Origin of the sequence: Palleronia abyssalis (assembly GCF_900302445.1) — a bacterium.
Taxonomy (GTDB): Bacteria; Pseudomonadota; Alphaproteobacteria; order Rhodobacterales; family Rhodobacteraceae; genus Palleronia; species Palleronia abyssalis.
The window spans coordinates 1-23,274 of record NZ_ONZF01000007.1 but is presented as its reverse complement, the minus strand read 5'-3'; the positions used below and the strand labels follow the sequence as shown (position 1 = coordinate 23,274).

Annotated in this window: 22 protein-coding genes; 5 read left to right on the top strand and 17 right to left on the bottom strand. The window is 62.0% G+C overall.

Annotated features, from left to right (window positions below; translation table 11 throughout):
* Positions 1 to 310: 310 nt before the first annotated feature.
* From PAA8504_RS14255 to PAA8504_RS14200, 11 genes are all read right to left on the bottom strand, one after another.
* Positions 311 to 823, bottom strand: a complete 513-nt coding sequence (locus PAA8504_RS14255) for a hypothetical protein (RefSeq protein WP_108894872.1) — start codon at positions 821 to 823, stop codon at positions 311 to 313.
* Positions 820 to 1,035 carry a hypothetical protein gene (locus PAA8504_RS14250; RefSeq protein ID WP_108894871.1) on the bottom strand — a complete coding sequence of 72 codons (216 nt, stop codon included), beginning with the start codon at positions 1,033 to 1,035 and terminating at the stop codon, positions 820 to 822. The genes PAA8504_RS14255 and PAA8504_RS14250 overlap by 4 nt, the downstream gene beginning before the upstream one ends.
* Positions 1,036 to 1,112: 77 nt before the next feature.
* Positions 1,113 to 2,813, bottom strand: coding sequence for a CHAT domain-containing protein (locus tag PAA8504_RS14245; RefSeq protein WP_108894870.1), 1,701 nt, complete (start codon positions 2,811 to 2,813; stop codon positions 1,113 to 1,115).
* A 4-nt stretch (positions 2,814 to 2,817) separates the two neighbouring features.
* A complete protein-coding gene (locus tag PAA8504_RS14240) occupies positions 2,818 to 3,747 on the bottom strand; it encodes an HTH domain-containing protein (protein ID WP_108894869.1) in 930 nt (309 codons plus the stop codon).
* A 398-nt stretch (positions 3,748 to 4,145) separates the two neighbouring features.
* Positions 4,146 to 4,748, bottom strand: coding sequence for a recombinase family protein (locus PAA8504_RS14235; RefSeq protein WP_108894868.1), 603 nt, complete (start codon positions 4,746 to 4,748; stop codon positions 4,146 to 4,148).
* A 506-nt stretch (positions 4,749 to 5,254) separates the two neighbouring features.
* Positions 5,255 to 6,055, bottom strand: coding sequence for an abortive infection family protein (locus tag PAA8504_RS14230; protein WP_245897643.1), 801 nt, complete (start codon positions 6,053 to 6,055; stop codon positions 5,255 to 5,257).
* A gap of 704 nt (positions 6,056 to 6,759) precedes the next feature.
* Positions 6,760 to 9,705: a primase-helicase family protein gene (locus PAA8504_RS14225; protein WP_146190500.1), complete on the bottom strand. Its 2,946-nt coding sequence runs from the start codon at positions 9,703 to 9,705 to the stop codon at positions 6,760 to 6,762.
* A gap of 295 nt (positions 9,706 to 10,000) precedes the next feature.
* Positions 10,001 to 10,315 (bottom strand): hypothetical protein, encoded by a 315-nt coding sequence (locus PAA8504_RS14220; protein WP_108894866.1) that lies wholly within the window; start codon positions 10,313 to 10,315, stop codon positions 10,001 to 10,003.
* Positions 10,316 to 10,560: 245 nt separating this feature from the next.
* Positions 10,561 to 10,848 carry a hypothetical protein gene (locus tag PAA8504_RS14210; protein ID WP_108894864.1) on the bottom strand — a complete coding sequence of 96 codons (288 nt, stop codon included), beginning with the start codon at positions 10,846 to 10,848 and terminating at the stop codon, positions 10,561 to 10,563.
* Positions 10,849 to 11,061: 213 nt separating this feature from the next.
* Positions 11,062 to 11,550, bottom strand: a complete 489-nt coding sequence (locus PAA8504_RS14205; RefSeq protein WP_108894863.1) for a hypothetical protein — start codon at positions 11,548 to 11,550, stop codon at positions 11,062 to 11,064.
* Entirely contained in the window at positions 11,550 to 12,074 is a 525-nt protein-coding gene (locus PAA8504_RS14200; protein WP_108894862.1) for a hypothetical protein, read from the bottom strand. Before PAA8504_RS14200 ends, PAA8504_RS14205 begins: the two co-directional genes overlap by 1 nt.
* A gap of 337 nt (positions 12,075 to 12,411) precedes the next feature.
* On the opposite strand from PAA8504_RS14200, the gene PAA8504_RS22105 reads away from it, so the two are divergent.
* Positions 12,412 to 12,585, top strand: a complete 174-nt coding sequence (locus tag PAA8504_RS22105; protein WP_181375808.1) for a hypothetical protein — start codon at positions 12,412 to 12,414, stop codon at positions 12,583 to 12,585.
* A 176-nt stretch (positions 12,586 to 12,761) separates the two neighbouring features.
* Here PAA8504_RS22105 and PAA8504_RS14195 read toward each other — a convergent pair whose 3' ends face one another.
* From PAA8504_RS14195 to PAA8504_RS22100, 4 genes are all read right to left on the bottom strand, one after another.
* Positions 12,762 to 14,330 (bottom strand): tyrosine-type recombinase/integrase, encoded by a 1,569-nt coding sequence (locus tag PAA8504_RS14195; protein ID WP_108894861.1) that lies wholly within the window; start codon positions 14,328 to 14,330, stop codon positions 12,762 to 12,764.
* Between the two features lie 546 nt (positions 14,331 to 14,876).
* Positions 14,877 to 16,553, bottom strand: coding sequence for a recombinase family protein (locus PAA8504_RS14190; RefSeq protein ID WP_108894860.1), 1,677 nt, complete (start codon positions 16,551 to 16,553; stop codon positions 14,877 to 14,879).
* Positions 16,550 to 16,963 (bottom strand): DUF2924 domain-containing protein, encoded by a 414-nt coding sequence (locus PAA8504_RS14185; RefSeq protein ID WP_108894859.1) that lies wholly within the window; start codon positions 16,961 to 16,963, stop codon positions 16,550 to 16,552. The genes PAA8504_RS14190 and PAA8504_RS14185 overlap by 4 nt, the downstream gene beginning before the upstream one ends.
* A gap of 2 nt (positions 16,964 to 16,965) precedes the next feature.
* Positions 16,966 to 17,235, bottom strand: a complete 270-nt coding sequence (locus PAA8504_RS22100; RefSeq protein WP_181375807.1) for a DUF3489 domain-containing protein — start codon at positions 17,233 to 17,235, stop codon at positions 16,966 to 16,968.
* A gap of 478 nt (positions 17,236 to 17,713) precedes the next feature.
* On the opposite strand from PAA8504_RS22100, the gene PAA8504_RS14175 reads away from it, so the two are divergent.
* Genes PAA8504_RS14175 through PAA8504_RS14165 form a run of 3 tightly spaced genes read left to right on the top strand, consistent with a single transcriptional unit; the run spans position 17,714 to position 20,707 of the window.
* On the top strand, positions 17,714 to 19,033 hold the full coding sequence (locus tag PAA8504_RS14175) for a site-specific DNA-methyltransferase (RefSeq protein WP_108894857.1): 1,320 nt from the start codon (positions 17,714 to 17,716) through the stop codon (positions 19,031 to 19,033).
* Positions 19,033 to 19,380 (top strand): DUF5681 domain-containing protein, encoded by a 348-nt coding sequence (locus PAA8504_RS14170; RefSeq protein WP_108894856.1) that lies wholly within the window; start codon positions 19,033 to 19,035, stop codon positions 19,378 to 19,380. The genes PAA8504_RS14175 and PAA8504_RS14170 overlap by 1 nt, the downstream gene beginning before the upstream one ends.
* Positions 19,349 to 20,707 (top strand): hypothetical protein, encoded by a 1,359-nt coding sequence (locus PAA8504_RS14165; RefSeq protein ID WP_108894855.1) that lies wholly within the window; start codon positions 19,349 to 19,351, stop codon positions 20,705 to 20,707. The genes PAA8504_RS14170 and PAA8504_RS14165 overlap by 32 nt, the downstream gene beginning before the upstream one ends.
* A 19-nt stretch (positions 20,708 to 20,726) precedes the next feature.
* On the opposite strand, the gene PAA8504_RS14160 is transcribed toward PAA8504_RS14165, so the two are convergent.
* Positions 20,727 to 22,433: a recombinase family protein gene (locus tag PAA8504_RS14160; protein ID WP_108894854.1), complete on the bottom strand. Its 1,707-nt coding sequence runs from the start codon at positions 22,431 to 22,433 to the stop codon at positions 20,727 to 20,729.
* Between the two features lie 15 nt (positions 22,434 to 22,448).
* Positions 22,449 to 22,619 (bottom strand): hypothetical protein, encoded by a 171-nt coding sequence (locus tag PAA8504_RS22095; protein WP_181375806.1) that lies wholly within the window; start codon positions 22,617 to 22,619, stop codon positions 22,449 to 22,451.
* A gap of 369 nt (positions 22,620 to 22,988) precedes the next feature.
* On the opposite strand from PAA8504_RS22095, the gene PAA8504_RS22795 reads away from it, so the two are divergent.
* A complete protein-coding gene (locus PAA8504_RS22795) occupies positions 22,989 to 23,180 on the top strand; it encodes a DNA cytosine methyltransferase (RefSeq protein WP_108894853.1) in 192 nt (63 codons plus the stop codon).
* Positions 23,181 to 23,274 lie beyond the last annotated feature (94 nt).

Below are 23,274 nucleotides of genomic sequence, written 5' to 3'. Positions count from 1 at the left end.
CGCATGCGTGCAAGAAAAGATCACTCAACATGATTTAGTGATCTCGGGAGGCACGCATGACGATCAAGGACCTGACCTTGTACTTTCTGGCGGCTGCGACGGTCGTAGGGGCCTTTCTGCCCACCCTCCTATGAAAGAGCCCCGCGAACCTGTTGATACGGTTGTTACGCGGTGGCGACGTGAGGCGTGAGCTTCTACTTTCCCTTGCGACGAGCGTGATCTTGGCAGTTGTGGCCCTGAGCGTAGCTGGCTGGGCGATGTAGCCGAGACCGCCGCCCGGCGAAGTCCCTGAGACCGCGACCCACCTGCGCTATCGCTGTTCTGACGGTCGAATCTCCGCCAAGGCCACCGACAACAATCTTCGGTGACCGCCTGAGAACGCTTCTTCGATTTGGTCAGCGAGTACGGGTGGTAACTGATCTTCGTCTATGGCAGCTAGCTCTTTTCTAATTGCTTTGAAGGCCTCAGTGAACTCGGGCGAGATCACGAGGCGGTTGCGTTCGAACTGTTCCCGGCAAGCACTCCATGCTGACCACACCACGGCGTCTCTCTCCCTTCTATCCTTCGACGCGTCGTATGCGTCCGGATGCTCCGACTCGTGGTATCCAGTCGCAATGCGCTCCTGCTCGCGTGCAGCTTCTGCAAGCTTGGCAAGTATCGCGGTGTAGGCGTCCTTACGGAACTGCCAGAGCCGATCCTCTGCCTTCTCTTCTCTGGCGGCCTGTGCCTGCTGCCTCGCGCTGCTCCGAGAGAGCCATGCGCCGACTACCACGGAAGCGATGACGGCAACGGCACTGATCAGAGGGCCGATCCATTCGCTCATGTCTCTCGCGCCTCGTGCCATTCTTTGATGCGCCGGACGAGGAGGCCAAGGTACGGGTCAAAGAACAACGGCTCATCCGCGCCGTTGGGCGTGAAGCTGCAGAAATCGTTCTCTTCGGACTTCCACGTCACCAGCACCTCGCGTTCGGGGGGCATAACGTCACTAACCTCGGTCTCGCTAAGGCCTTTGAGGTTGATGTCATACTGGTACATCTGCACATCTCGTTTCCCATGATCGGCAAGCCACTTGGTCGGTGATGTCGGGAGGAGCAAGGGGCCTGCGCGACGTACTACAGTGACCTCATTGCATACTTCGTCGCTTCCGCCTGATCCACGAGCGCTACCTCATTGCGGCCCATCTCGAAGGCTTGACGGTATGGCCTTCCGGTAGCGATTGCCTGATAGAACATGTACGTGAACTTGGGCGCGGTAAAATCGCTGATGGCATCAGTTGATCCCACCACATACGGAACATGAGCAGCACAGGCCTTGGCGATCTCATCCGAATAACAGGCGTGAAGAACCAGACACTCAAGTTCGCCGTAAGTCTCCACGATGCGAGCGAGCATCTCGCCATCAAGTGGTGAAGCCCGACCGTCGCGATCCTCGAACACGAGTGATCCCCCGCCGCCATGTCCGCTGAAGTGGAGAACTTTCGGATCGTGGCGCACCATCTCTTGCTGGATTTGGTCAACCCGCGTTGCGTAGACGGTCTCGAAGATGGGTCGACGTCGTGGGTTCTGGACTGCTGCCATACGCTCACGCAGCTCCATCGCCTCTTTGTCGGGCCGGATCGGCATGTAGTCGCGGTCTACTGGGGCCGCGGGATCGGGTGTTGCATTCAGAATGAGCACCCTCAGTTCTCTTTCCGTCTTCATCCGCTCCATCAACGTCCTACGCTCCGTGTCAGTCCCTTCATCGAAGAGGCTGGGAGTTCGACCGATATCTCCTCGTACATTGCTGTACAGAGCGGTTCCCTCCGCGCCCAAGCGCACCCTTTCTCTGAAGGCCTTCCCTCGATCATAGAGCATCAACGCCTCTTCACGGTAACTCGGCGATCCTTCCGCGTGTCTCGCGAAGTGCTCTGCGAGCGGAAGAAGGACGCGATCCTCGGTTTCTGTCTCCGCCCACCGGATCGTAACGTCTTGCAGCCCTTCGTAGAAGAGGTGGGAAAGTCCTTTGGCGAGTCCCTCGCGAGCCTCGAGCGAAGGCAAAATACTGCCTTGGATGATGAGTTCCTGTAGCTCCGTCCGATCTTCTATCGCAGTCGGAGCGAGCTGCAGAAGCTTTGCCTGCACGTTGGGTTTCTCACGATCTATGCTGTCAAGCGGAACGCCTAGGTGCTCGGCGCCGAGCCGGTCGTTCTCGATTACCGACCAGACGCTGTACTGGCGTACTATAGGGTCATCGTGTTGACCGAGAGCTCGGACAATTTCGCCGTTCTCGTGTCGAGGATGAAGCAGGTGTTGAATATCGCGGTTCAACCCGATCACGATAAGTGCCAGCTTGAGCAACTCAGGGTCAGCAGTGTCGAGGTCTATCGAAAGCGGCACCGTGTCGAGAAGTCTGGGTGCGACGGTTTGCATCGCGGCGAGCATCCTCGTCGCGGGATCGACAGCGGCCATCCCGGCTTCGGGCGGCAATCTTCCCCTGTGTAGAGATGCGAGTGCGGAAACTGCAGCGGCTACTATCTCTGGGTCGGCTTCGTGTCGACGCAAGGCAAGCTTCGCGCTCTCGGCGGTATTTGCAACCGTTCCGATGCGGGCGATCGCATTGAGAGCCCAGCGTACCACCTTGAGATCAGACGCGTTAACGGTCAGTCCCGCGATCATCTGTTCGAAAGTCGTCTTAATCTCAGGCCGAAGGGTCAAGCCTGCTCGCGAGAGCCGACAGAGGTCTTGAAGAGCGCTCTTCTGCCGTTGTGCATCGTTGCTGTTCAGTTCGAAGCGGATAAAGGCCGCTTGCTGATGCGAAATGCTGGTCTTCGCCACGTCCTCACTGCTCCGCAGCCATGAGATGATCGAGCACCCTCACGCTCCACGGTTCGAAATCTTCGATGTTGTTGGGACGGGTTGCAGAACAAAGCCAGTCGGGCTCGTTGAGCGATAGCCTACGGGTTGTAGGCTCGAACCAGTCTGGGCAGAACCACGACAGGACCACAACCACTTCGAGAGAACCGTCTTCCCCTTCGACGGCGATAACGCCGTCGATCGCCGGGCGGCTGGCACTGGTTTCCTTGCCGATGCTGTCGAAGGAGGCGAGCGACAGATCTAGGTCGTACTGCAGAACGGTTGTCGCGCAGTCGACGACGCCTAAGGGGTCGTCTGAAAAGAGAGATACATCGTCGGCAGCTAGCGCGCCAACGAAACCGACCGAACGTCGATTGGCAAAGGCGTCGCGATCATCACGGTAACGACCTACCCGGTAGGTAAGGACACAATCGGTGCGCCGCACGACTGAGAAAGTCCACACGGCGCAGTAACCGTGCTCCTGCATCTCGTCCGGATGCATAGACGCGACGGCGTCTTCAGCCTCCGCCCGTCCGAACACATTGTCGAACAATGCAAGACCGTTTCCGATCGTGTCAGCAACAGACCTTGAGACGCCAAGAGCGTGGGGGCGCTTGAGATCACGGGTCCGCCTGCGAGCTGGAAACGGCACTTTCCATGCCTGCGGGATAGCAGGATCGTCAAGGAAAGACTTCAGAGCAAACTGTCCGGGCTCGGTGCGGTAGAAGGCAGAGGCCTCTCGGTGATGAAGGATATCTTCGCTCAACCGCGCTTGGAGTGTCTTGTGCTGGGTTTGCCCATGCAAATGGGTCGGAACGACACCTGCCTCATATGCCATGTCGAGCATAGCTTTCGCATTCAGAGGGCGTCGAGCAACCTGAAGCACCGTTTGCGCGATGTCGAGATACGTGTCCACAGATTCCTCCTTGTTAGAAGATGCCGGATCGGCGGGAGATGTTCAATTGGTCGGGTTGCCATACAGACGAAGACGGGCGACGCGGCACCACTACGACTGTGCCACTCCGATGGGCGAGTTCAGGAAAAATGACTCTACTTGAGGGCGACTCCGTGATCGCGAAGGGGATACCCACGATCCGGGGCGGGTCCCCGGAAAGCATCTGGGGGTCGATTCCGAGGATTGTGAGTCACATTCACGCGGGTACTGCGCCGGTTTTTGATCCCCTACCCATACCCCATCTTGGGTCCCTCGGCAGAATACATGGTGCCATGAGGGCCGCCTGACGCGGGCCAGCAGCCAAGTCACCACGTCACCCGAGCTGGTCAGTCGGAGGCGCGGGTGAGTTGGTCGAGGGGCTAGGAGGCCGCGTCCTGAGGGTGATCCTTGAGTATGCGGTAGACGCTGGCACGGCTGATCCCCACCACCTTTGCCGTCTCGTCGGGCGTGAGGCCACGGTCGCGGGCAGACAGCACCTTGTCCGTCTTGGCCCGCGCGGTCGGCGCACGGCCCTTGTACTTGCCTTCAGCCTTGGCCTTAGCGATCCCATAGGCACGGCGCTCGGCGAGGCGGTCGCGCTCGAACTGGCCCACTGCAGCCATCATGCGCACTAGGAGCATCTGGACCGGGTCGGACGGGTCCAGCGGGTTGGGAGAGAGGTCGGGCAGGTGCCAGATGACATGGGGGTTGTCGCCCTTCGTGATGGCTGCGTCAGCAGCGATGAGGTCGCGGAAGGCCCGGTCCATCTTGGCGGCACAGATGCAGATGCGACGCGCCTCGTGGGCGCTCTGTGCGGCCTCACGCATCATGGAGTCGAAGACGGGGCGTTCGCCCCGTGTGCTGGCCTCCTCTTCGAAGATGCGCGTGCAGCCCAGCTCCTTCAGGACACGGTGTTGCTCCGCCCATCCTGCGGCCTGCGTCTCGCGATCCACGCTGACCCTGACGTAACCCCATTTTTCCATCGTCTCGACCTCCTTGTCTCACATGACTCTATGAGGAATGAGATATTCTCACACGGGTGATTCGACAAGCCATGTGAGACCGATTCCGGCATGAATCTCGCATGCCGCATGGGACGTCCCTATTGAGACGGACTGTTGCCGTCGATCCGTTGGGCGCCAAATGGATGTTCACCTTTCGATCTCATGGGGTGCGATGCACGTACTGTGGATTTGGTGCCATTGCGGGCATGTAGGCGACGTGCGCGGGCCGCATGTGGTGGCGCTTACCCGGCAGGATATTGAGAGGCGTGCGCGCTGCACACGCTGCGGGTTGCGGGCGGTCGATCAGGTCAGGCTCGGGTGGGACAGCGAGGTCGATCCACGAGCCGGGGATCGCGGATCGGACTGGTAATATAGTTGCGCGTATCTCTGGTTGTGGCGCAAATTTTTGAGTCTGCGAGGTCGGCAGCCTCTGAGGCGGGTTTTTGGCTTGTCTGGCGGGAGATTGCGCCTGTCTCTACCGAGTATCAGTCCTCGAAGTGGCGTCCGTCTACAGCCTTCGCAAACCGCAGGAATGCGGCGATGCTATCAAAGATGAACCGAGCCTCTTCCATCTCGACAAGCTCAGGATTGTCATGCGCGAACGACTTGTCATTGCGTATAGTGTTCATCGCTTCGAATACGCTGATGGAGCTTTTCATGATGCGCTCGGATATCGGATTGAGGTTCCTCTGCGCCTGCATGAGCTTCACGTACTTCCCCACCCGTGAGTGCAGCGGATCGTCCTTGCCGCACTCTCCGCCGCCATGCTTCCTGACCAGCGATGCAAACCGCTTCATGCAATAGGTGTGAAGCCGATCTAAAGCGGCTTGCGGCTTCTTCGCATCGAGGTCCCGCTTGATCGAAGTGACCAGTTCTTCCAGTGGCTCGCTAAGTTCAAAGGTCTCGATGGCGGACGTGTCGATGGCGTCGGCTTTGCCTTCGATGCGGGAGACGACCCTGAAATAGTTCTCGCGCAGGCGGTCTTCGTTTGGGCCAGACCTTCTAATCTGTCTGTCACGGTGTTCCCACATCTCTCTGAGTATCTTAGATACCAAGTGCAATTCGGCCCGCTCTATGAAAGCGCGGAGTCGATTTGCCTTAGAAGTCCCGCGCCCGCTGAAGACACGTGTGTTGACGTCGGGGTCCAAACCGAGCGTTTCATAGAAGAAGTCATTGAACGTCCTGTTGTTGAAGTCGAGGACGTATCCTTCCTCCATTGATAACGCATTTTCAAAGTCCACTCGCTCGTGGCGCGGGATCATCTTTTCATAGCTGCGGCCCAGCATACTCGCATCTCCACGCCGTTGATCCGAGCGCAGCGGACTACGCGGAAAGTGTGCGGGCATCAAGTCGCCTGCGATCCCCCGCTAACGCGGGCCGTCAGAAGCTCCGCAGGTCGGGCAGGTCTCCATGGTCATCGCCTCGGTAGGTCGGCAGGTCACCCGTCTCGGCAGGTCGTGGGCGGGGGTAGGTCGGGGGGCGCGGGTAGGTCGTGGGCGCAGTGAGATCGGTGGCGCCCCGGCTCTGTGTGGTGGTGTGTCGCCGCGTCAGCGGCAAGGTCGGCAGGGGTTGGCAGGCGGGAAGGCGGAGTGCCAGCGGGGTGGTAAGGTGCCAGGACAGCGCGTCAGAGCGCAGGTGAGTCTGGTGGGTTGCCGGTCTGGTGGTTCGGGACCGCGCCGCGTTAGCGGAGTGGGGAACCCCCAGCGCCCCCAACCAACCCCCAACCCCTTGGGGGCGTGAAGTGCCTTGTTTTTATGGGTGGGAACGGGCTACCCCCAAACCCCCAACAAATCATGAGTTGCTGAAAAAGTAAGAGGACACACACACGAAGATGCGGGTGTGTGTGCCCCGCCCATCTTTATAGACCCGGCGAATTTGTTGGGGGTTTGGGGGCAGCGTGGCTTCGGCCTTACGAATAAGGGGTTTGCCACCCCCAAGGGGTTGGGGGTTGGTTGGGGGCAACCCCCGCTAACGCGGGGGCCGCACCGTCTCAGGCATCACTCTGCCGCCCCAAGACCTCAGGCGGGAAGAGATACCAGCGCTTGTTCGCATGGGACCCGACCTTGCCCTGACCCTCCGCCACAGCGGAATCCGGGAAGAGGCGCGCCATCATCGCGAGCACGCCCCGATCCGCTGCCTTGTTCTTGTTCCCGACTGCGCCGATGTAGTCTCGGAATGCCGACGCTGGGACCCGTAGCCCACTACCATCGGCAGTGAACGTTTCAAGCCCACCGTCGATGGACAAAGTGACCTCACCTTCCGCCAAGACCTCTTGCAGACGCCGCTCCGGGGCGGAGCGGGAGTGCTCCATCATGATACGGCGCTCTTCCGTCTCAGGCGCAGTTCGCACGTCATCCCAGCGCAGGCCCGCGTTAGCGGGGTCGTACTCTTGAAGGTAATGCAGGAGCGCCTGCATCTCACCGCCGTTGATCGCGGCGCGCACCTTGGCGAAGTAGTCGAGATTCTGCTTTTCGTCGGAGGAAATCTCAACAACCCACCACCGCCGCTCCGATCCGTTGCCTTCGATGAGGATCGGCAAGTCTGCGTTCGTGTCGAAGTATAGACGGAGGAAGGACGTCACGGTGACGAGGTTCAGCCCCTTCGCCTCCACCTGCATCGTCGGACTGTCCGCCATGCTCTTCAACGCCGACGAAACCTTCGGATCAGGGCCGAAGACGGCTTCATTGACTACGGATAGGATGCACTTCGACAGGTGCTCGCCTGCGAACTGCCCGATCACGTGCTTCTCGTTTTCTAGCAACTTGAAATGCGGTCGCGTGAGCTGGGCAAGTACCTCCCCGAAGGTGCCTTTCCCTGTGCCTCCCTCACCGCGACACACAACGGCTGTGCCGGGCTTCTCACCGGGGCGCTGGACCATGTGCGCCATCCAGAGCATGAGCCAATCGTACTTGGCAGCGTCCGACCGGCAGACAATACGGAAGATGAAGTCTTCCAAGATCGGCCAGTCTCCCTTCGCAGCTTCGAGCTTCCGACCCTGATACATGTTGAAATCGTTCGGACCGGGATTCGTCGGAGGCGGAGCGAACACAATTCCGCTCTTCCGCTTGGCCGTCTCTATGAACTCCTTGGCGGGGTTCACCATCACATCGCCTTCATGAATCTGGCGGTCGAGGTGCAGGTCGAGAAAGTCTTGCTTCAAGTAAACCACGATGGTGGAGTCCACGTCTGACCCGAACGCGGTCAGATCGGGTTTGCGCACAAGACGGAACTTTCCGCCTAGATCGACCGGCGCAAATCGGTGCGACAAGGTCGCCAGCGCTTCCTCCATCGTGTCGCCCAGCGGCTCGGCAGGGTCCAGAGACTTCACTGCAAGGTCATCGCGGTCGAGTGCATCTTCCCTAGCCTGACGGCGTTCCTCCGCTTTCTCCGCCGCGTATGCGGCCCGCTCTTCGCCCAGCATCTCGCGCCCACGGGCGGCTAGACGGCGCAGGTCATTCCCCTTCCACCCTGCGTCCCTCATCAACCTGTCGAGCGCTGCGGTCGCCTTGCCGGTGTTTCCTCCCTTCTCGACGCCAGCGTAAAGCCCGGCATAGTGATCTGCGGTTGACGCATCCGAAAGCTTTGCGAAGGCGCGCTCGACCGCCTTCGGCGATTTCAGGAACGTGATGACGACCGCCTCTTCGACGTAGTCGCTGCGACTTACTTCGACCGCCACCCCGTCCACGCTGTCAGGGTAACAGACCTGATCGCACAAGACCTCGGACATGGATTTGTATCCGTCCGGCAGCTCGACCTGCTCTTCGAGCATCCGAAGGAAGTTGCAGGTCCGCAGCTCATCGCACGCCGTGTGGAAACAGTAGATCAGCGCTCCGTTGTCGCTGTCCGGTCCGTCCAGCCCGTAAGCTACATCCGCCTCGGGATCAGTGTGGGCGGCGTTGTTCGGACAAAGCATCTCATACCAGTCGCCACCGCCCCCGCGCACGTCCCACCCGACCATTTCGAGGAAGGCGGTCATGTCGAAATACTCACCGTGGTCCATGTGCCACGACAGCAGGTCAAAGCCATCCTTCAAGATCGGTGGCTCACCATCGTATTCACCCGCTTCCGAGCGCGGCCCGACAGACGCGCCCTTGCGCTTGTACTTCGCCGGGTCTCCCACCGGAATCGTGGACACGTTGAGGCCCGCACCCGCGACGATGAAGTGCTCGTAGTCTGCACCAACCGGGCGGGCCGGTGCGTACATCATCTGCGACGCCAACGCGCCGCGCGGGTCAACGTCAACGTCCACGCCCTCAGGGATGATCGCTTCCACCACGCCCCAGTAGTGTGCTTTCCACTGTGCTAGACGCTCTTCCCAAGCCTCCGGATCATCCTCTCGCTTGCCCAGCTCAAACGGCTCGGACAACGGCGTGATGATCCGGAACCTTTCACTGCCCGGAGTGCCCTTGGAAGCGTTGGAATGGGTCGTGTAGATCGCGGCCATCACCCCCGCCGCTCGGATCGCCTCGACGGCGGCGTCAACAGTCCACCCGCCATCTACATCGACGTAGTGGGCGTGCACGCGGACCATCTTCTTCTCTACCTTCCAGAGGAAGCGGGCGTCATTGATCTTCCGCGAGAGCTGTCCTTCGGAGAAACAGATGGCGTTACCGCCCTTGCCTGTCTGCTCCGGGTGCTGCGTGAGTAGGTGGAGGAAGTGGTCTCCCCACGTCCCCCCCACCGCCTGCCATTTGTTGCCGGGCACCGCAGGAGCGGTCGTCGAGATACTTACCGTCGCGCGGGAGTTGAGGACGGAAACCGCCTCAGGGCTTTCAAGGTCGCCCAGCACAACGGCGTCACCGATCTTCGTGAACGGGAAGGGGATGACGTTGTCTTCATACTCCGCCGGGTCGGAGTCCTCAGGTAGGTCAAGCGCAGCTTGCAGCCACGGGTTGTCTACATCGTCCGTCTGGACGGCGGTCGTCGTGTTTTCCATGATAGTCGCCAGTTTGCTTTCAGTTGTCGCGTGTGGTATGAAGAGGCATCGGCTCGCCAGCCGAAGCTTTCGAAGGGGGATGCAGGCTCTGACCACTGCGTCCCCTTTTTCTTTGGTACTCGATTCCGCCCCCTGAGTCGAATCGCCGATCCGCCCCGGTCACCGGATTGCAACCCCAAATGTGCACCACGCGCACTTATTACTCGCACGGCACATCTAAGGCATTGATTTCGTTACATTTTGTAATAGTATGACGATTTGTGGTGGGGCGCATCACGGATAGTGATATGCGAGGTCAGCTCACAAGATGCAGGTGCGCCCGGTCCTCGTCCCAGCGGTCGGACGGGTCCTCATCCTCCATGAGCTGCGACAACATCGAATAATCGCATTTGAGCGTCGGGGGATAATTTGTCGGGGCCTCTCGGCTGACCCAACGGCCTTTGAGGTCACGGTGGTAGCCTGCGCAGATCAACACGCATCTCGCCCAGTCTTCCCGGTCGTCCAATTCCTCTCGGACCCATTCAAAATCCGCAACGCGGCATTTACCGGACGCCGCATTTCGCAGGTATTGGGCGCACAAGGCCAGCCCACGCTCTTCACGTTGGTTCATTCTCTTTCTCCATTGTCTAAGATTGATCTGCGCTGTTTAGGCCGCGCGCCGTGCCTGTTCTTTTCTTTGAAGGAAGGCCGCGACTTCCGCCGCCAAGCGTTCTTCCTCTTCGATGAAAGCGGTCTCGGGCCACTTTTTTCGGACAGCCTGCGCCTTCCGCCACTTGTCCCTTCGAGCCTTGTCTTTCCGGCCTGTCCGCTTTCGCTCTGCCGCATCAAGATCGGGCCGGAGGGTGTATCCATGACTCATAGCTCACCCGCCCGACGCAATGCCTCATCCTCTGATTTCAAGGCGCGCCGTTTCTGATCGGTCATTTGAACCGGCTGCGGCGCATCGAAGTGTACGGTTGGAGTCGGTTCTTTCGGCGCAGGCTTTTGTTCTTTCGGTTCTGTCGCGGGGAGGCACGCAATAGCCTTCTCAACTTCCTTGCGGAAAGCGCGATCAAGTCCGTAAAAGTCGAGCGCTTTTCGCACTGTGATATTGTCCGCCTCAGCAAAGGCGACCACCTGACGGGCGATTGACTCATATGACATTGGGGAATTCATCCTTGTACATTGAATATAGTTCTGCCTGAAGCTCAGCCCATTCATCCGCGCAGATCGACGTGCCCCATGGCATCATGATTCTTTTAGACTTTGATTGCTCACGCCCCAAGGTCCACGGGGGCGGGTGCCCAGCTAATGCGTCAGACCAGTTCCTCAAAACCTGAGTCATTGGTAGCGAAGAATTCTGGCAATCCGGGATCATCACGCGATTCCCATTTTCCGAGCATACGCCATGCGCGCTTGCGGACTTTGAATCTCCCACATCAGCTTAATTGCGCGAGCTTTCTCTTCATTGGATGGGGCTGGTTTGTCAGCCGGAGGCTTAGAAGCGAGGCCGTTCTTCCTTGCGAAGTTGATGCGCTGCTCCGGATTCATCGTGGCCATCTGACGTTGGAGATCGGACTCAGCATCCCCGGACTCAAGTAGATCGCGAACCTCGGCGTCGCGCTGCTCTTTTTCCCTCTTCTCAATGGCTTTCGCCACGGACGGGATATTACGTGCATCACGCTGCCAAGCCTCTGAGTCGAGGGGGAGGTTGGCCAGCACAGCGAGCCTGACGCTCGGGAGCTGGGCCAGTTCGCGGTCGCTTGGGACAGCATCCCATCCTTTCGCCTCAAGCCCGGCGCGCAGCTCGGCAAGTACGGCCTCTTGCTTCGCGAGGTCTTTGTCGGTGTATTCGTAATTAGCCATTATGCGGCTCCTTTCAGTGTAGCGAACATCGGGTCGAACGACCCGTTGATGATCGCGTAGTCGATGATGTGGTAATTAATCGCCGGGGTCTTTCCCCCGAGGATCGCGTGTTTGAGGAAGGGAGGGTAAAGACACAGAAGATAGAGGATCTGGTCTAGATTCTCGTCCTCAATCCAGTCCGCGTTGTCTTCCAGATAAGCTCTCGCGCGTTGGCGAAGGTCATTCAGTCGATCCAGCATCTCAGGCTGCATCCATTGTTCGATCAGCCTCACACGAGTGACGGGCGGGTCACCTACGGGATAGTCGCCGCCGATATTGCAATCGTCTCCGTCCGACTTCGCGCTGTCGAACATCTTTCCAATCTGGTCCGGGGTATCGTGGGGCGTCAGCCTCGGGATCACGGACGTGAGATCGTATCTCTTAAACCAGCCTCCATATGACGCGAGGCCGTTCACACGGGTTGCAACGGTCGTTGCGCTCTTTCCGAGGGCGTCTTTTAGCAACGGTTGGGTTGTGAGCAGCATGGGCTGACCACCTCCATATTTTATGTGGATGATCCGCGAAAGGTCAGCCCCCGGCTGTATCCGTTTGCGGCGTCTTTTGGTACGACCACATTGACTGATCGCTTGCAGAATGTCAATTTTTGCAAGGCGAGAGGGTCAAGATGGGGGCAGAATCTTTTACCCTCGGCTACTCCGCGTGTCGCGTGGTGCGCATTCTGTTAAGGAGAGGATAACAATTCTGTCCTGAGGGTTGGGAGATTGGCTGTCGGAGGGGCCTGTAAATTAGGGCTGGACTCCTTGTGCGTTTCACGTTTCTTGGCGCTCGGTATTAACAGAAAGGCCCACGGGAGATACGAACATGGAAGACAAGATTATTCTCGCGGCGCATGAGCTGGTGTCGGAAACCGAGGCGGCTGAAGCCCCGCTAGACTATGCGAAACTGATGCGGCTGGGGCAGGACTTCACGAGGATGGCGGAGGCGCTGGCGTCGCGGCCTTCGCCGGGTCCTGAGTTCCCGTTTCCGTCGCGGTAAGTCTGCCCCCGACGGGGCGAAGCGATAAGACGGCAGAGGCACCAGCTCCGCCACACGGCAGAGGCACCATGTCGGCTAGCTCAGGGGCGCGTGGACGTGGCGCGGGTGTGTCTGGTAGGAGGTAGGTCGGGTGTGGCGCTGCCGAACGGGTTTACGGGATGCCCGCGTATGCGGGGTTACGCGGGCAAACAGTCCATCCGCTCTAAGTGACGCCGCTTATCGTCTGTCCAATCGGCATCTCCGCCGTACCGCCCGGCATGTTGGTTATCGTTAGCGTGACCCAGCAGCGCGTTCCTGACGTGCTCGGGCATGCCCGTGCGCCGGGACTCTGCACTCCATGAATGGCGGAGGCTGTAGAGGACCTTCCGAGGGTCGTCGGTCACCTTGTGGCGCAGCTCGTCAGTCCACGCACGGGAGATGGGACGGGCATACCGTCCTTTAATCTCGACGGGGTGTCCCGTGCGTGTCGCCTCTTCAAGCTCGGCAGGCGTGGCCTCAGGTTCGAAGCTCGGGAAGAGGAGGGGGGCGTTATGGTATCGCAGGTGGTCGATCAGGAGGGGCAGGAGGCGCGAGTGGATCGGGACCTCTCGGACGCTGTTCTCATTCTTAGTCAGGCGTGGGCGGGCATCGTCGTCGCTGTCGTCGTTGGTGATCCGCAGGACGCCGCGCGTCAGGTCCACATCATCGCGGCGAAGCTGGCAGACCTCTTCCGGGCGCGCGCCTGTCCAGATGAGGACCTGTAGAGCCGCCGTCAGGTCTCGGGCGCGGCCCGGTCGCTTGTCGCGGCGCTTGCTCCATAGGGCAGACGACACGTCCACTAGCTTACGCACCTCGGCAGGCTCAAAACTCTTCCAGCTTCGCGACGTTTTCGGGCGGCTGTCCTTTGGGGCCTTCACGCCGGTCGCCGGGTTGGCGTCGATCACGTCGATTTCGGCGGCGTAGCCAAGTAGAGCGCGGATGCTGTCCAGTCGCTTGGCTATCGAGGTCGGGGAGAGAGGCTTACCTTGATACGTGAGGGCCGCCGCATGTTGCACGTACTCCACCACGTGGCGTTTAGTGACATCCTCTAGGGCAAGGTCGCCGTGGAGTTCGGCGAACTCTCGCGCGTACTGTGTGTGCTTTTTCCATGTTGTCGGGGCTTGCTTTCTGTTGTTCCTCCACGGGTCGAGAATGGACGTGACAGTGTGCCCACTGACGTGGGCCAGCCCGTCGATCTTGGTCGCTACCTTCTCGGCTTTGAGGTCGGCAATCTCTCTCGCGTCGTCGGACTCGGCAGCTTCGAACTCCGCCATGCGCTGGCGCATCTCCATCTGCGCCTTTTCCTCTTCAACCGACACGACATAGAAGCCATCGGCCTCCGCCGCCCGCCGCTGTGCCGGGTCATCGGTGATCGCGTAGCGGAACACGTCGAAGACTCTTCCGTCTCTGTAAAACCGCTCAGGCACCGGGGCAGGGGCACCGGGCGGAAGGTCGTCGGGTGCGAGGTCGATCCTCAGGCATGCAACGTCCTGCGTCTCCCGGTCTGGGATCGCGACCTCCTGTGTCATGCGAATTTGGCGGTTATGGCGATCTGCGATGGCCTGCGCTTCCGTGAAGCGTTCGGCGGAGGATCGGCCCTCCAACGGGATAGCCCACTCGGTCTTACCATCGAAGAGATGGCGGACCTTCGAGGGGATCGCACGGCGGTAGTAGTAGCGCCCCCGATGCTGTCGGATGTAGCTGCCGCGACGGGGTGAAAACGCCATGTCAAGCTCGCCCTATTGGTGCAGTTATTGGACCCTTATTGGACCCACACCGCAAGCGTTATTCGCGCGTGACGCGCAAGGCAAGGACAGAGAATCTAACCTCATCAGCGACTTGCGAGAAAGTCTGTCATCGCAAAGCGTGTCGGCAGGGCAACACGTGAAGATGAATCCCACCTCCTCCGCCAGCCACATAACCCTATGTTTTCATTGGGTTTTACCTGCGAATTCCCTGCGGGTTTTCCGCGCGTTACGAGACGTTTCCCTGCACTGAGACTCTTTCCCGTCGGGTGATGCCGGGCCTTTCGGTGTGCCGTCTCGGAGCGGTGCATCGCGGCGTGCGGTTTGCGTCATTTTCCCTGGTAACAGGGAATCAACAGGGAAATGGCGTCAGATCAGCGGCTGTCTGGTGAATTGGCTTTGGAAAAGCTACGTCACAACAGTGACTTGTCGGCATTTTGCCTGCGCGGCTGAACAGGGAATTTTTTGCGGCGAACAGGGAAACCAAATCCCCTGAACAGGGAAAGAATTCAGAAGAACGGGGAGTGGTCAGCTGATGCCGAAGCGGCGCGCCTGCTCGGACCAGTCGAGCGGGAGGGGCGCGCGGATCATTCGGTTGACCGTCAGCTCGGGCGGCTGGGTGCCGGCGAGGATCGCGGCCTGGATCTTCGGCGACAGGAAGGCGAGCTGTGCGCGGGTGCGTATGTAGGAGTCCGAATGGCCGGTCCGGGCGGCAAGGTCGGAGAGTTGCTCTCCCTTGCGAAGCGCCGCCGTCCAGGAATGGGCCTCGGCCAGGATACGGACGAGCCCGGGATCGGGTGCCGGGGCCGGGCGACCGGCCATGAGCTTCACTTCCACGCCGCGGCGGCGCAGGGCGAGAGGGGCCTCGATCCCGAGGAGCGCGGGGCAGAGATCATCTGGCTCCACTGACAGCGCGGCGGCGAGGCGCGGGGCATCGAGGCTGAGGACGATGCTGCCCGGCCGGAGCGTGCCGGCCGCGACCAGGTCGCGCAGGGTCTCGCCGGCGCCGCTGCGCAACTTGCCGATCAACACCGCGGCGGAAGCCTTCACCTGCTCTGCCGTAACCGCATCGGGGCGGGCGAGCAGCGCATGGCGCGCGGCGCAGCTCTGTAGGTGATCCGGGACGATCTTCCCGATCGTCTGGTCGAGAGCCGGCGCCGGCAGCCGCCAGCCGGCGGGGTCGGCGGTTCCGGCCAGCAGCCGGTTCGAAACGTAGTAGCGCAGCCGCTTGCCGCGGCGGGTGGTGTGGGTCGGGGTCAGCCGATCGCCGGTTTCGTCGCGGAATTTGCCTGTGAGGAGGGAGCCGATGGCGGCGGTGCCGGCCGGGCGCGCATCTCGACGTCCGCGCGGGCGGGCGCCCACCGCCTGCAGCCTCGCCTGGACGCGATCCCACAGATCCTCGGGGATGACGGGCGGGTGTCGCCCCGGCCAGACTTTCTCCTTGTGCCGGATGCGACCGCGATAGACGGGGTTGGTGAGCAGGTAGTGGATCTGCCCGCGCGAGAGCGGACCGCCACCGCTGCTCCGGCCGGAGGCGGAGGTCCGGTGCCTGGAGCGCAATCCGAGCCCGGCGGCCGCGTCCGCCACCTGCCGCAGGCAGCCGTGCCGGTCGTAGAGATCGAAGAGGCTGCGCACGGTCTCCGCCTCACGCTCGTTGACGACGAGCTCGCGGATGTTCGGATCGGGATGTGCGTCGTAGCCGAGCGGGACGGTGCCGCCCATCCAGAGCCCTTTCTGCTTGGAGGCGGCGATCTTGTCGCGGATGCGCTCGGCCGTGACCTCGCGCTCGAACTGCGCGAAGGACAGCAGCACGTTCAGCGTCAGCCGGCCCATCGAGGAGGAGGTGTTGAAGGCCTGGGTCACCGAGACGAAAGAGCAGCCGGCGGTCTCGAGCCGCTCGACCAGCCTGGCGAAATCTGCCAGCGAACGGGTCAGCCGGTCAATCTTGTAGACCACCACCATCCCGATCCGGCCGGCCTCGATGTCGGCGAGCAGGCGCTGCAGGGCCGGACGCTCCAGCGTGCCGCCCGAGAGGCCGCCGTCGTCGTACCGCTCTGAACCAAGCGTCCAGCCTTCATGCCGCTGGCTGGCCACATAGGCCGCGCAGGCCTCGTGCTGGGCGTCGAGCGAGTTGAAGCCCTGGTCGAGCCCTTCTTCGGAACTCTTGCGGGTGTAGATTGCGCAGCGAATCGTGGACCGGCTCATCGGGTGCCGCTTCCGGTCAGCCCGAAGAAGCGCGGCCCCGACCAGTGCGCCCCGGTGATCTCGCGGGCGATGGCCGAGAGCGAGCGGAACGCGCGGCCGCGCCAGGCATAGCCGGTCTCGGTGATGTCGACGACATGGCTGGTGCCGTTCCATTCGCGGATCAGACGGCCGCCGGGATGGATCCTACGGGCTTTGGGCCTATCCTTGCCGGCGGCGATGTGGACAAGCTTCTTCTGCACCGCCGGGGACAGCCCGCCATGACGGCGGGCCTGAAGCTCGAAGGCGATGAAGCGGCGCAGGAAGGGCCGGCTCAGCCGCTTCGGGGGCGGGGCGCCGAAGGTCGCGCGCCACAGGGCGAGGAGCGCCTCCCGGTCCATCGCCTCGATCCGGTCGATCGTGACATCCTCCATCCTCACCGACCCTCCGGCGCAGGGGCCGGGGCGGAGGTGATGCGATAGAGGCTGGTTCCATCCCCGGCCTTGCCGCGCTCGATCACGCAGCCCGTCTTGCGCAGGTTGCTTATGGCGGCGCGCACCGAGTGGCTCTGCCAGCCGGTGGCCTCGCAGAGCTGGGACAGGGTGGCACCGGTCCCGGAGGCGAGCATGTCCCGGACGAGGCCAAGCTTGCTGAGTTTGGGCTTGGTGTCGCTGTCGGTCTGGATGGTGGACGTCTTGCGTGGCATGGCGGTCTCCGGGTTCGGGGTCGGCACCGTGCCGGCCCTTGTACCGCGACGCGCCCGGGCGGCGAGCCGGGCGTGGCAGGACCAATGCTCGGATCGCGCAGCCAGTCCAGTCCGGACAGGGCGACCACGCCCGATAATGAGATGTTCGCCTTTTGCCCCTTGCTGTTCTGGCCACGCAGTGCTATCGGAAAAGACAGAGATGATGGCGGTGCGCGTGCGCATCGCGGGCTTGGCCGGACGATAGATTCCCCCGGCTACACGCCCGAAACAGAGAAGACGAAGGCGGTGCGCATTCGCATCGCGGACCAAGCCGGAAATAGATCTCCCGGCCGAGCGTCTGAATGGATGAAGCCAGAGAGCAATATTGCCTGTTCGCGGGCACCCTGTGACCCCCATTCCGGGCCGCTTGAATCTGGTCGTCATCGTGTGATCCCGCACTCCCCGACCATGATCCGGCCCCCAATCTTCGGAGGCCGTTATGGCTGAGATCATCTCCATGCGCATCGATGCGCTCACACCCTGGTCCGGCAATGCGCGGACCCATTCCCGCAAGCAGATCGCTCAGATCGCCGCGAGCATCGAGACCTTCGGCTTCACCAATCCGGTTCTGGTCGATGAGGCCGGCCGGATCCTGGCGGGGCACGGCCGGGTCGCGGCGGCGCGGCAGCTTGGACGGGGCGAGGTGCCCTGCCTGCGCCTCGATCACATGAGCGCCGACCAGAAGCGGGCTTACGTGATCGCGGATAACAGGCTGGCCGAGAATGCCGGGTGGGACCGCGAGACGCTCGCGATCGAACTCGGTGCTCTGGCCGAGGCCGATCTGGACTTCGATATCGGCGTGATCGGGTTCGATGCCGGCGAGATCGACCTCCTGATCGAGGAGGTATCGCCCTCCGAGCCCTGCGTGCCCGAGGACGAGGCGTTGCCGCCACTGGACGCGCAGCCCGTCACCCGCTCCGGTGATCTGTGGCAGCTCGGGCCGCACAGGCTGATCTGCGGCGATGCCCGGGAGTCGGACGTGGTCGATGGGCTGATGGCCGGGCAGACGGCCCGCATGATCTTTACCGACCCGCCCTACAACGTGCGCGTCGACGGGCATGTCTGCGGTTCGGGGCGCATCCGGCACCGGGAGTTCGCGATGGCCTCGGGCGAGATGAGCCCGGCGGCCTTCCGCGACTTTCTCGAGGCGGTCTTTGCGCGCCTGGTTGCGGCGAGCACCGATGGGTCGATCCACTACGTCTGCATGGACTGGCGGCATATGGCTGAGATCCTGGAGGCCGGCGAGCGCCATTACAGCGAACTGAAGAACCTGATCGTCTGGGCCAAGGATACCGGCGGGATGGGGAGCTTCTACCGCTCGCGCCACGAGTTGATCTTCGCCTTCAAGGCGGGGACAGCGCCGCATCTGAACACGTTCGGGCTGGGGCAAGGCGGCCGCTACCGGACCAACGTCTGGCAGTATCGCGGCGCCCATTCCGGCGGCGCCAGCCAGGAAGAGCTGGCGCTGCATCCGACGGTCAAGCCGGTGGCGATGATTGCCGATGCGCTTCGCGACTGTTCCTGTCGCGGGGATGTCGTGCTCGACGCCTTCGGCGGCTCCGGCTCGACACTGATCGCGGCACACCGCACGGGGCGCCGGGCGCGGCTGGTGGAGATCGACCCGATCTATTGCGACCGTACCATCAGGCGCTGGCAGAAGGCCGCGAAGGACGACGCGCGGCATGTGGAAAGCGGCGAGACCTTCGACGCCCGCGCGGAGCGCCTGTTGCAGGCGCCCCGGCAGACGGAGGAGGCGTGATGTCCGACGAGGGCTCGTACGAGGTGGGCTTCGGGAAGCCGCCGAAGGCCACGCGCTTTCGCAAGGGGCGGTCCGGCAATCCCCGGGGTCGTCCGCGCGGCGCACGTGGCGTGAAGGTGCTTCTCGATGAGGCGCTGTCGCGGAAGATCACCGTGACCGAGGGCGGGCGCACGGCGCGCGTGAGCAAGAGCGAAGCTTTGCTGGTGTCGCTGATCAACAAGGCGATCAAGGGCGACATCCGGGCCGCCGCGCAGGTGTTGCGCCTGATGGAGACCCACGGCGAGCGGCCGGCAGACAGGAAGGAGCTGGTGATCAATGTCGTCGACGCATTTGACGATCCCGCATGACTGGCAGCCGCGCCCGCACCAGCGGCGCCTCTACGCGGCCTTCGGCCACGGCAAGCCTTGCAGGCGGGGCTGTGCGGTGTGGCACCGTCGGGCGGGCAAGGACAGCGTCGCGCTGAACCTCACCGCGCGCGACATGTTCCGCCGGGTCGGGACCTACTGGCATCTCTTTCCCGAGCAGGCGCAGGCGCGGCGTGCGGTCTGGAACGGGATCGACGGCGCGGGACGTCGGATCATCGACCAGGTGTTCCCCGCGTCCATTCGCACACGGACCAGCGCCCAGGAGATGCTGATCGAGACGGTGAACGGCTCCGTCTGGCAGATGGCGGGCTCGGACAATTTCGACAGCCTCGTGGGCTCCAACCCGGTGGGCGTGGTCTTCTCGGAATGGTCGCTCGCAAACCCCGAGGCGTGGGACTATCTCCGCCCGATCCTTGTGGAGAATGACGGCTGGGCGCTCTTCATCTACACGCCGCGCGGCCACAACCACGCCTACGGCACCTATGCGCGTGCACTCGAGGCGGAAGGCTGGTTCTGCGAGCGGCTGACGGTCGAGGATACCGGGTTGATCCTGCCGGACCAGATCGAGGAGGAACGCCGCGCCGGCATGTCGGAGGGCAAGATCCGCCAGGAGTTCTACTGCAGCTTCGAGGCAGAGACCGACGACCAGTTGATCTCGCACGAGCTGGTCGCCGGTGCGATGGCACGCAAGGTGCGGCCGGAGCGGTTCGAGGAGAAGGTCATCGGCGTCGACGTCGCGCGCTTCGGCGACGACAAGTCGGCGATCTGCTTCCGCCATGGCCGAGATGGCAATGCCGTCCCCTACGAGCGCCATGCGGGGCTCGACACGATGCAGCTCGCCGCCCGGGTGGGGGACTGGATCCTGCGGTGGAGGCCGGATACGGTCTTCGTCGATGATGGCGGTGTCGGCGGCGGGGTGGTCGACCGTCTGCACCAGCTGGGCTTCCGGGAGGTGCGGGGGGTGAACTTCGGCGGGCGCTCGGATGCCGCACGGACCGGCGAGCGGGCGGCGAACAAGCGCACCGAGATGTGGCTGAGCCTCCGCGCCTGGCTGGAGCGGGGCGCCCTGCCAAGGGACGATCTGCTGAGCACCGAGATGACCGCGCCGATGTATCGCTACGATGCCGCCAACGCGCTGATGCTGGAACGCAAGGACGACATGAAAAAGCGCGGCATTCCCTCACCGGACGTCGCCGACGCCTTCGCCCTCACCTTCGCCTATCCCGTGAGGGCCGCGCTCGAGGAAGACGACGATGCCCTGGACCAGGCTCGGCATGCGGGCGGGCGGGACCCGGTGACAGGATACTGATGGTGGATCGGGTTCAAACTCATAACCTGAGGGTCATAGGTTCAAATCTTACTCCCGCAACCAACTTTAGCGAACTTTCAAGACCAGCAAAGCCCGCCTCTCCGGCGGGCTTTGTTGCGTTCAGCATACGCACCAGGTTGCCGCGCAGTTCGAGGCGATGTGCCCCGATCTCTGCATCCCAATCCACAATCACCGTCTCGATCAGCTCATGCAACTCGTCGCTGGCTCGCCCGGCAACTTCTTCACCGGATAGCGTCTCGACCAGATCGGCGACATAGGCGCGATACAGCACCGGGAGATCTGGGGGCAGATCTATGCTGCTGGGCTCAAGTTCTGCGCGCCGCGCCTTGAGCGCCTTCAGTTCGGCGTCGACGGCATTCAGCCGGTCGATGACGGCGTCTGAAAATTTCCCCGACTCGACGGCGTTCATGAGATTGCCGTGCGTCTTCTCCAACTCGCGCACCTTCCGGTCGTGGAGGCGAAGCAGCTCAGCAGAGTCTTTCGACTGATCTCGAAGATGCGCCGTAAAGCGGCGGGAGAACTCCGCGTAGGCCTCATCCTCCATTAGGCCTGTCTTCAGCACATCGAGCAACGGTTTGGCCGCGTCAGCCTCCTTGAGCCCTTTCATGCCCGTGCACACCGTCGGGCCTTTCTCCTTGGCGTTGGCACAATAGTATCGCCGGGTCTTTCCGCTCCCGGCGACGGTAAGGTTTCCCCCGCACTGGCGGCACTGCAGAAGCCCCGAGAGAAGGAACTTACGCCGGCGCAGTCCTTGAGACGCGGAGAGGCCGTTGCGGTCGCTGGAGGTGCGAGGGCGCTTGCGGCGGGCAAGGCTATCCTGCTGAGCCTTGACGGCGCCCCATAGAGCGTCGTCGATGATGCGGAGACCCGGATCCTCGCTAACAATCCAGTTTTCCTGCGGGTTCAGCCGAGACACCCGTTTGTTGGTGTCCGGGTGCTTTGAATACTGCAGGCGGTTCCAGATCCGGCGCCCGATATAGATCTCGTTGTTCAGGATCCCGGTCCCGCGTTCACGGTTCCCGTTGATCGTGTTCTGCTTCCAGTGCCCAGAGCCAGAGCCAGGGCCGCGTCCGCGGGGAGAGGGGATTCCGTCAGCATTGAGATCGGACGCTATCTTCCGCGGCGAGGTGCCCGCGGCATACTCGCGGAAGATGCGCTGCACCACGGCCGCCTCGTCCGGGCTGATCGCCGGCACACGTGTCTGGGGATCACCGCTTGGATCACTTGTTAGTTTGTATCCGTAGCTTCGGCCTCCGGGGCTCTTGCCCGCGAGCACCCTGCCTTCGTGGCCGCGCCTCACCCGATCTGCCAGATCCTCCAGATACATCGCCGCCATGGTGGAGCTGAATCCCAAGGTCATCATCGTAACCTTACCCCTGCGCACCTCGTGTATATCGACCCTGCTATGCTGGGCGACCTTGTAGAAGCGGGCGGTGTGCTCCTGATCGCGTGCAATACGGTCCAGCAGTTCGACGACGACAACATCGCATTCCTCGGCGCGGATGGCCGCCTCAAGCGCCTTGATCCCCGGGCGGTCGCTGACCGTGCCGGATATGCCGTGATCGGAGTGTTGGCCGACGACGGTCCAACCATTCTGTTCAGCCAGACGACGGCAGATACGGAACTGGTCGTCGACCGAAAGCGGGTTCTGAAGGTCGGAGGAATACCGCGCGTAGAGCATTGCGCGGAGTGGCTTGCCGGTCATGAGGAGATGCCGAGTTCAAGGCAAGAAGGCGCCAGGAGGATGATTTTGCTGCCGCCTTGCTTTCGCCCAGATCGCCAGCCATAGATTGCGCACTGCGTCCGAGGCGTTTTCCTTCGGTTCCCGCCCCTGGGCGGCCCGCTTGGCAGCGACTTCGGCAATCAGGTCGATCATCTTCGTGAGGGGCATTCGGATCTCCTTCGGCTGAGGACATCCGAAACCGTCAGACCGGTGAGGACGGAGCCCTGAAAGGGTGGTCGAAAGTGTGCCCGCGTCGCGAGAGCGGCGCGGGCACACTGAAGATCGCCTCCCTTAGGAACTGCAGCGGACGTCAAGTGAGTGGCTTCTTCTCTGCCCGGTGCCAGCTTGCTCAGTTTGGCAGGGTTGCTTGGCTGCGGCGCCATTATCGGCTCCAGAGGCTTGACCAAGACCTTGAGTGCGTGTCTCAGTCGGGCTCGCTTCAGGTGGCAGGCCAGAGGGTTTCCGCCGAAGTTACGATACCTGGTCCGAGAAGGCGCTACGCGTGAAAATAACTACTTTCGACGGTCCAGTAGCTTCATGAGGTTCATCGACCTATTTGCTGGCCTCGGCGGTTTCCATCGAGCGCTTGCGGACCTCGGCCACGACTGCGTCTTGGCATCTGAACTCGACCCACAACTCGTGGACCTTTACGAGCAGAACCATGGCATCCGGCCCTATGGCGACGTCACAAAGATCTGTCTGACGTCAGCACTCATGGGACAGATTTGAGGTTTTCGTAACGGAGGATTTCTGGATCATCGCAGCCATTAAGGAGCGAAGATGAACCAGAAATCCGGAACATCGAAGGACGCGGCTGATAAGC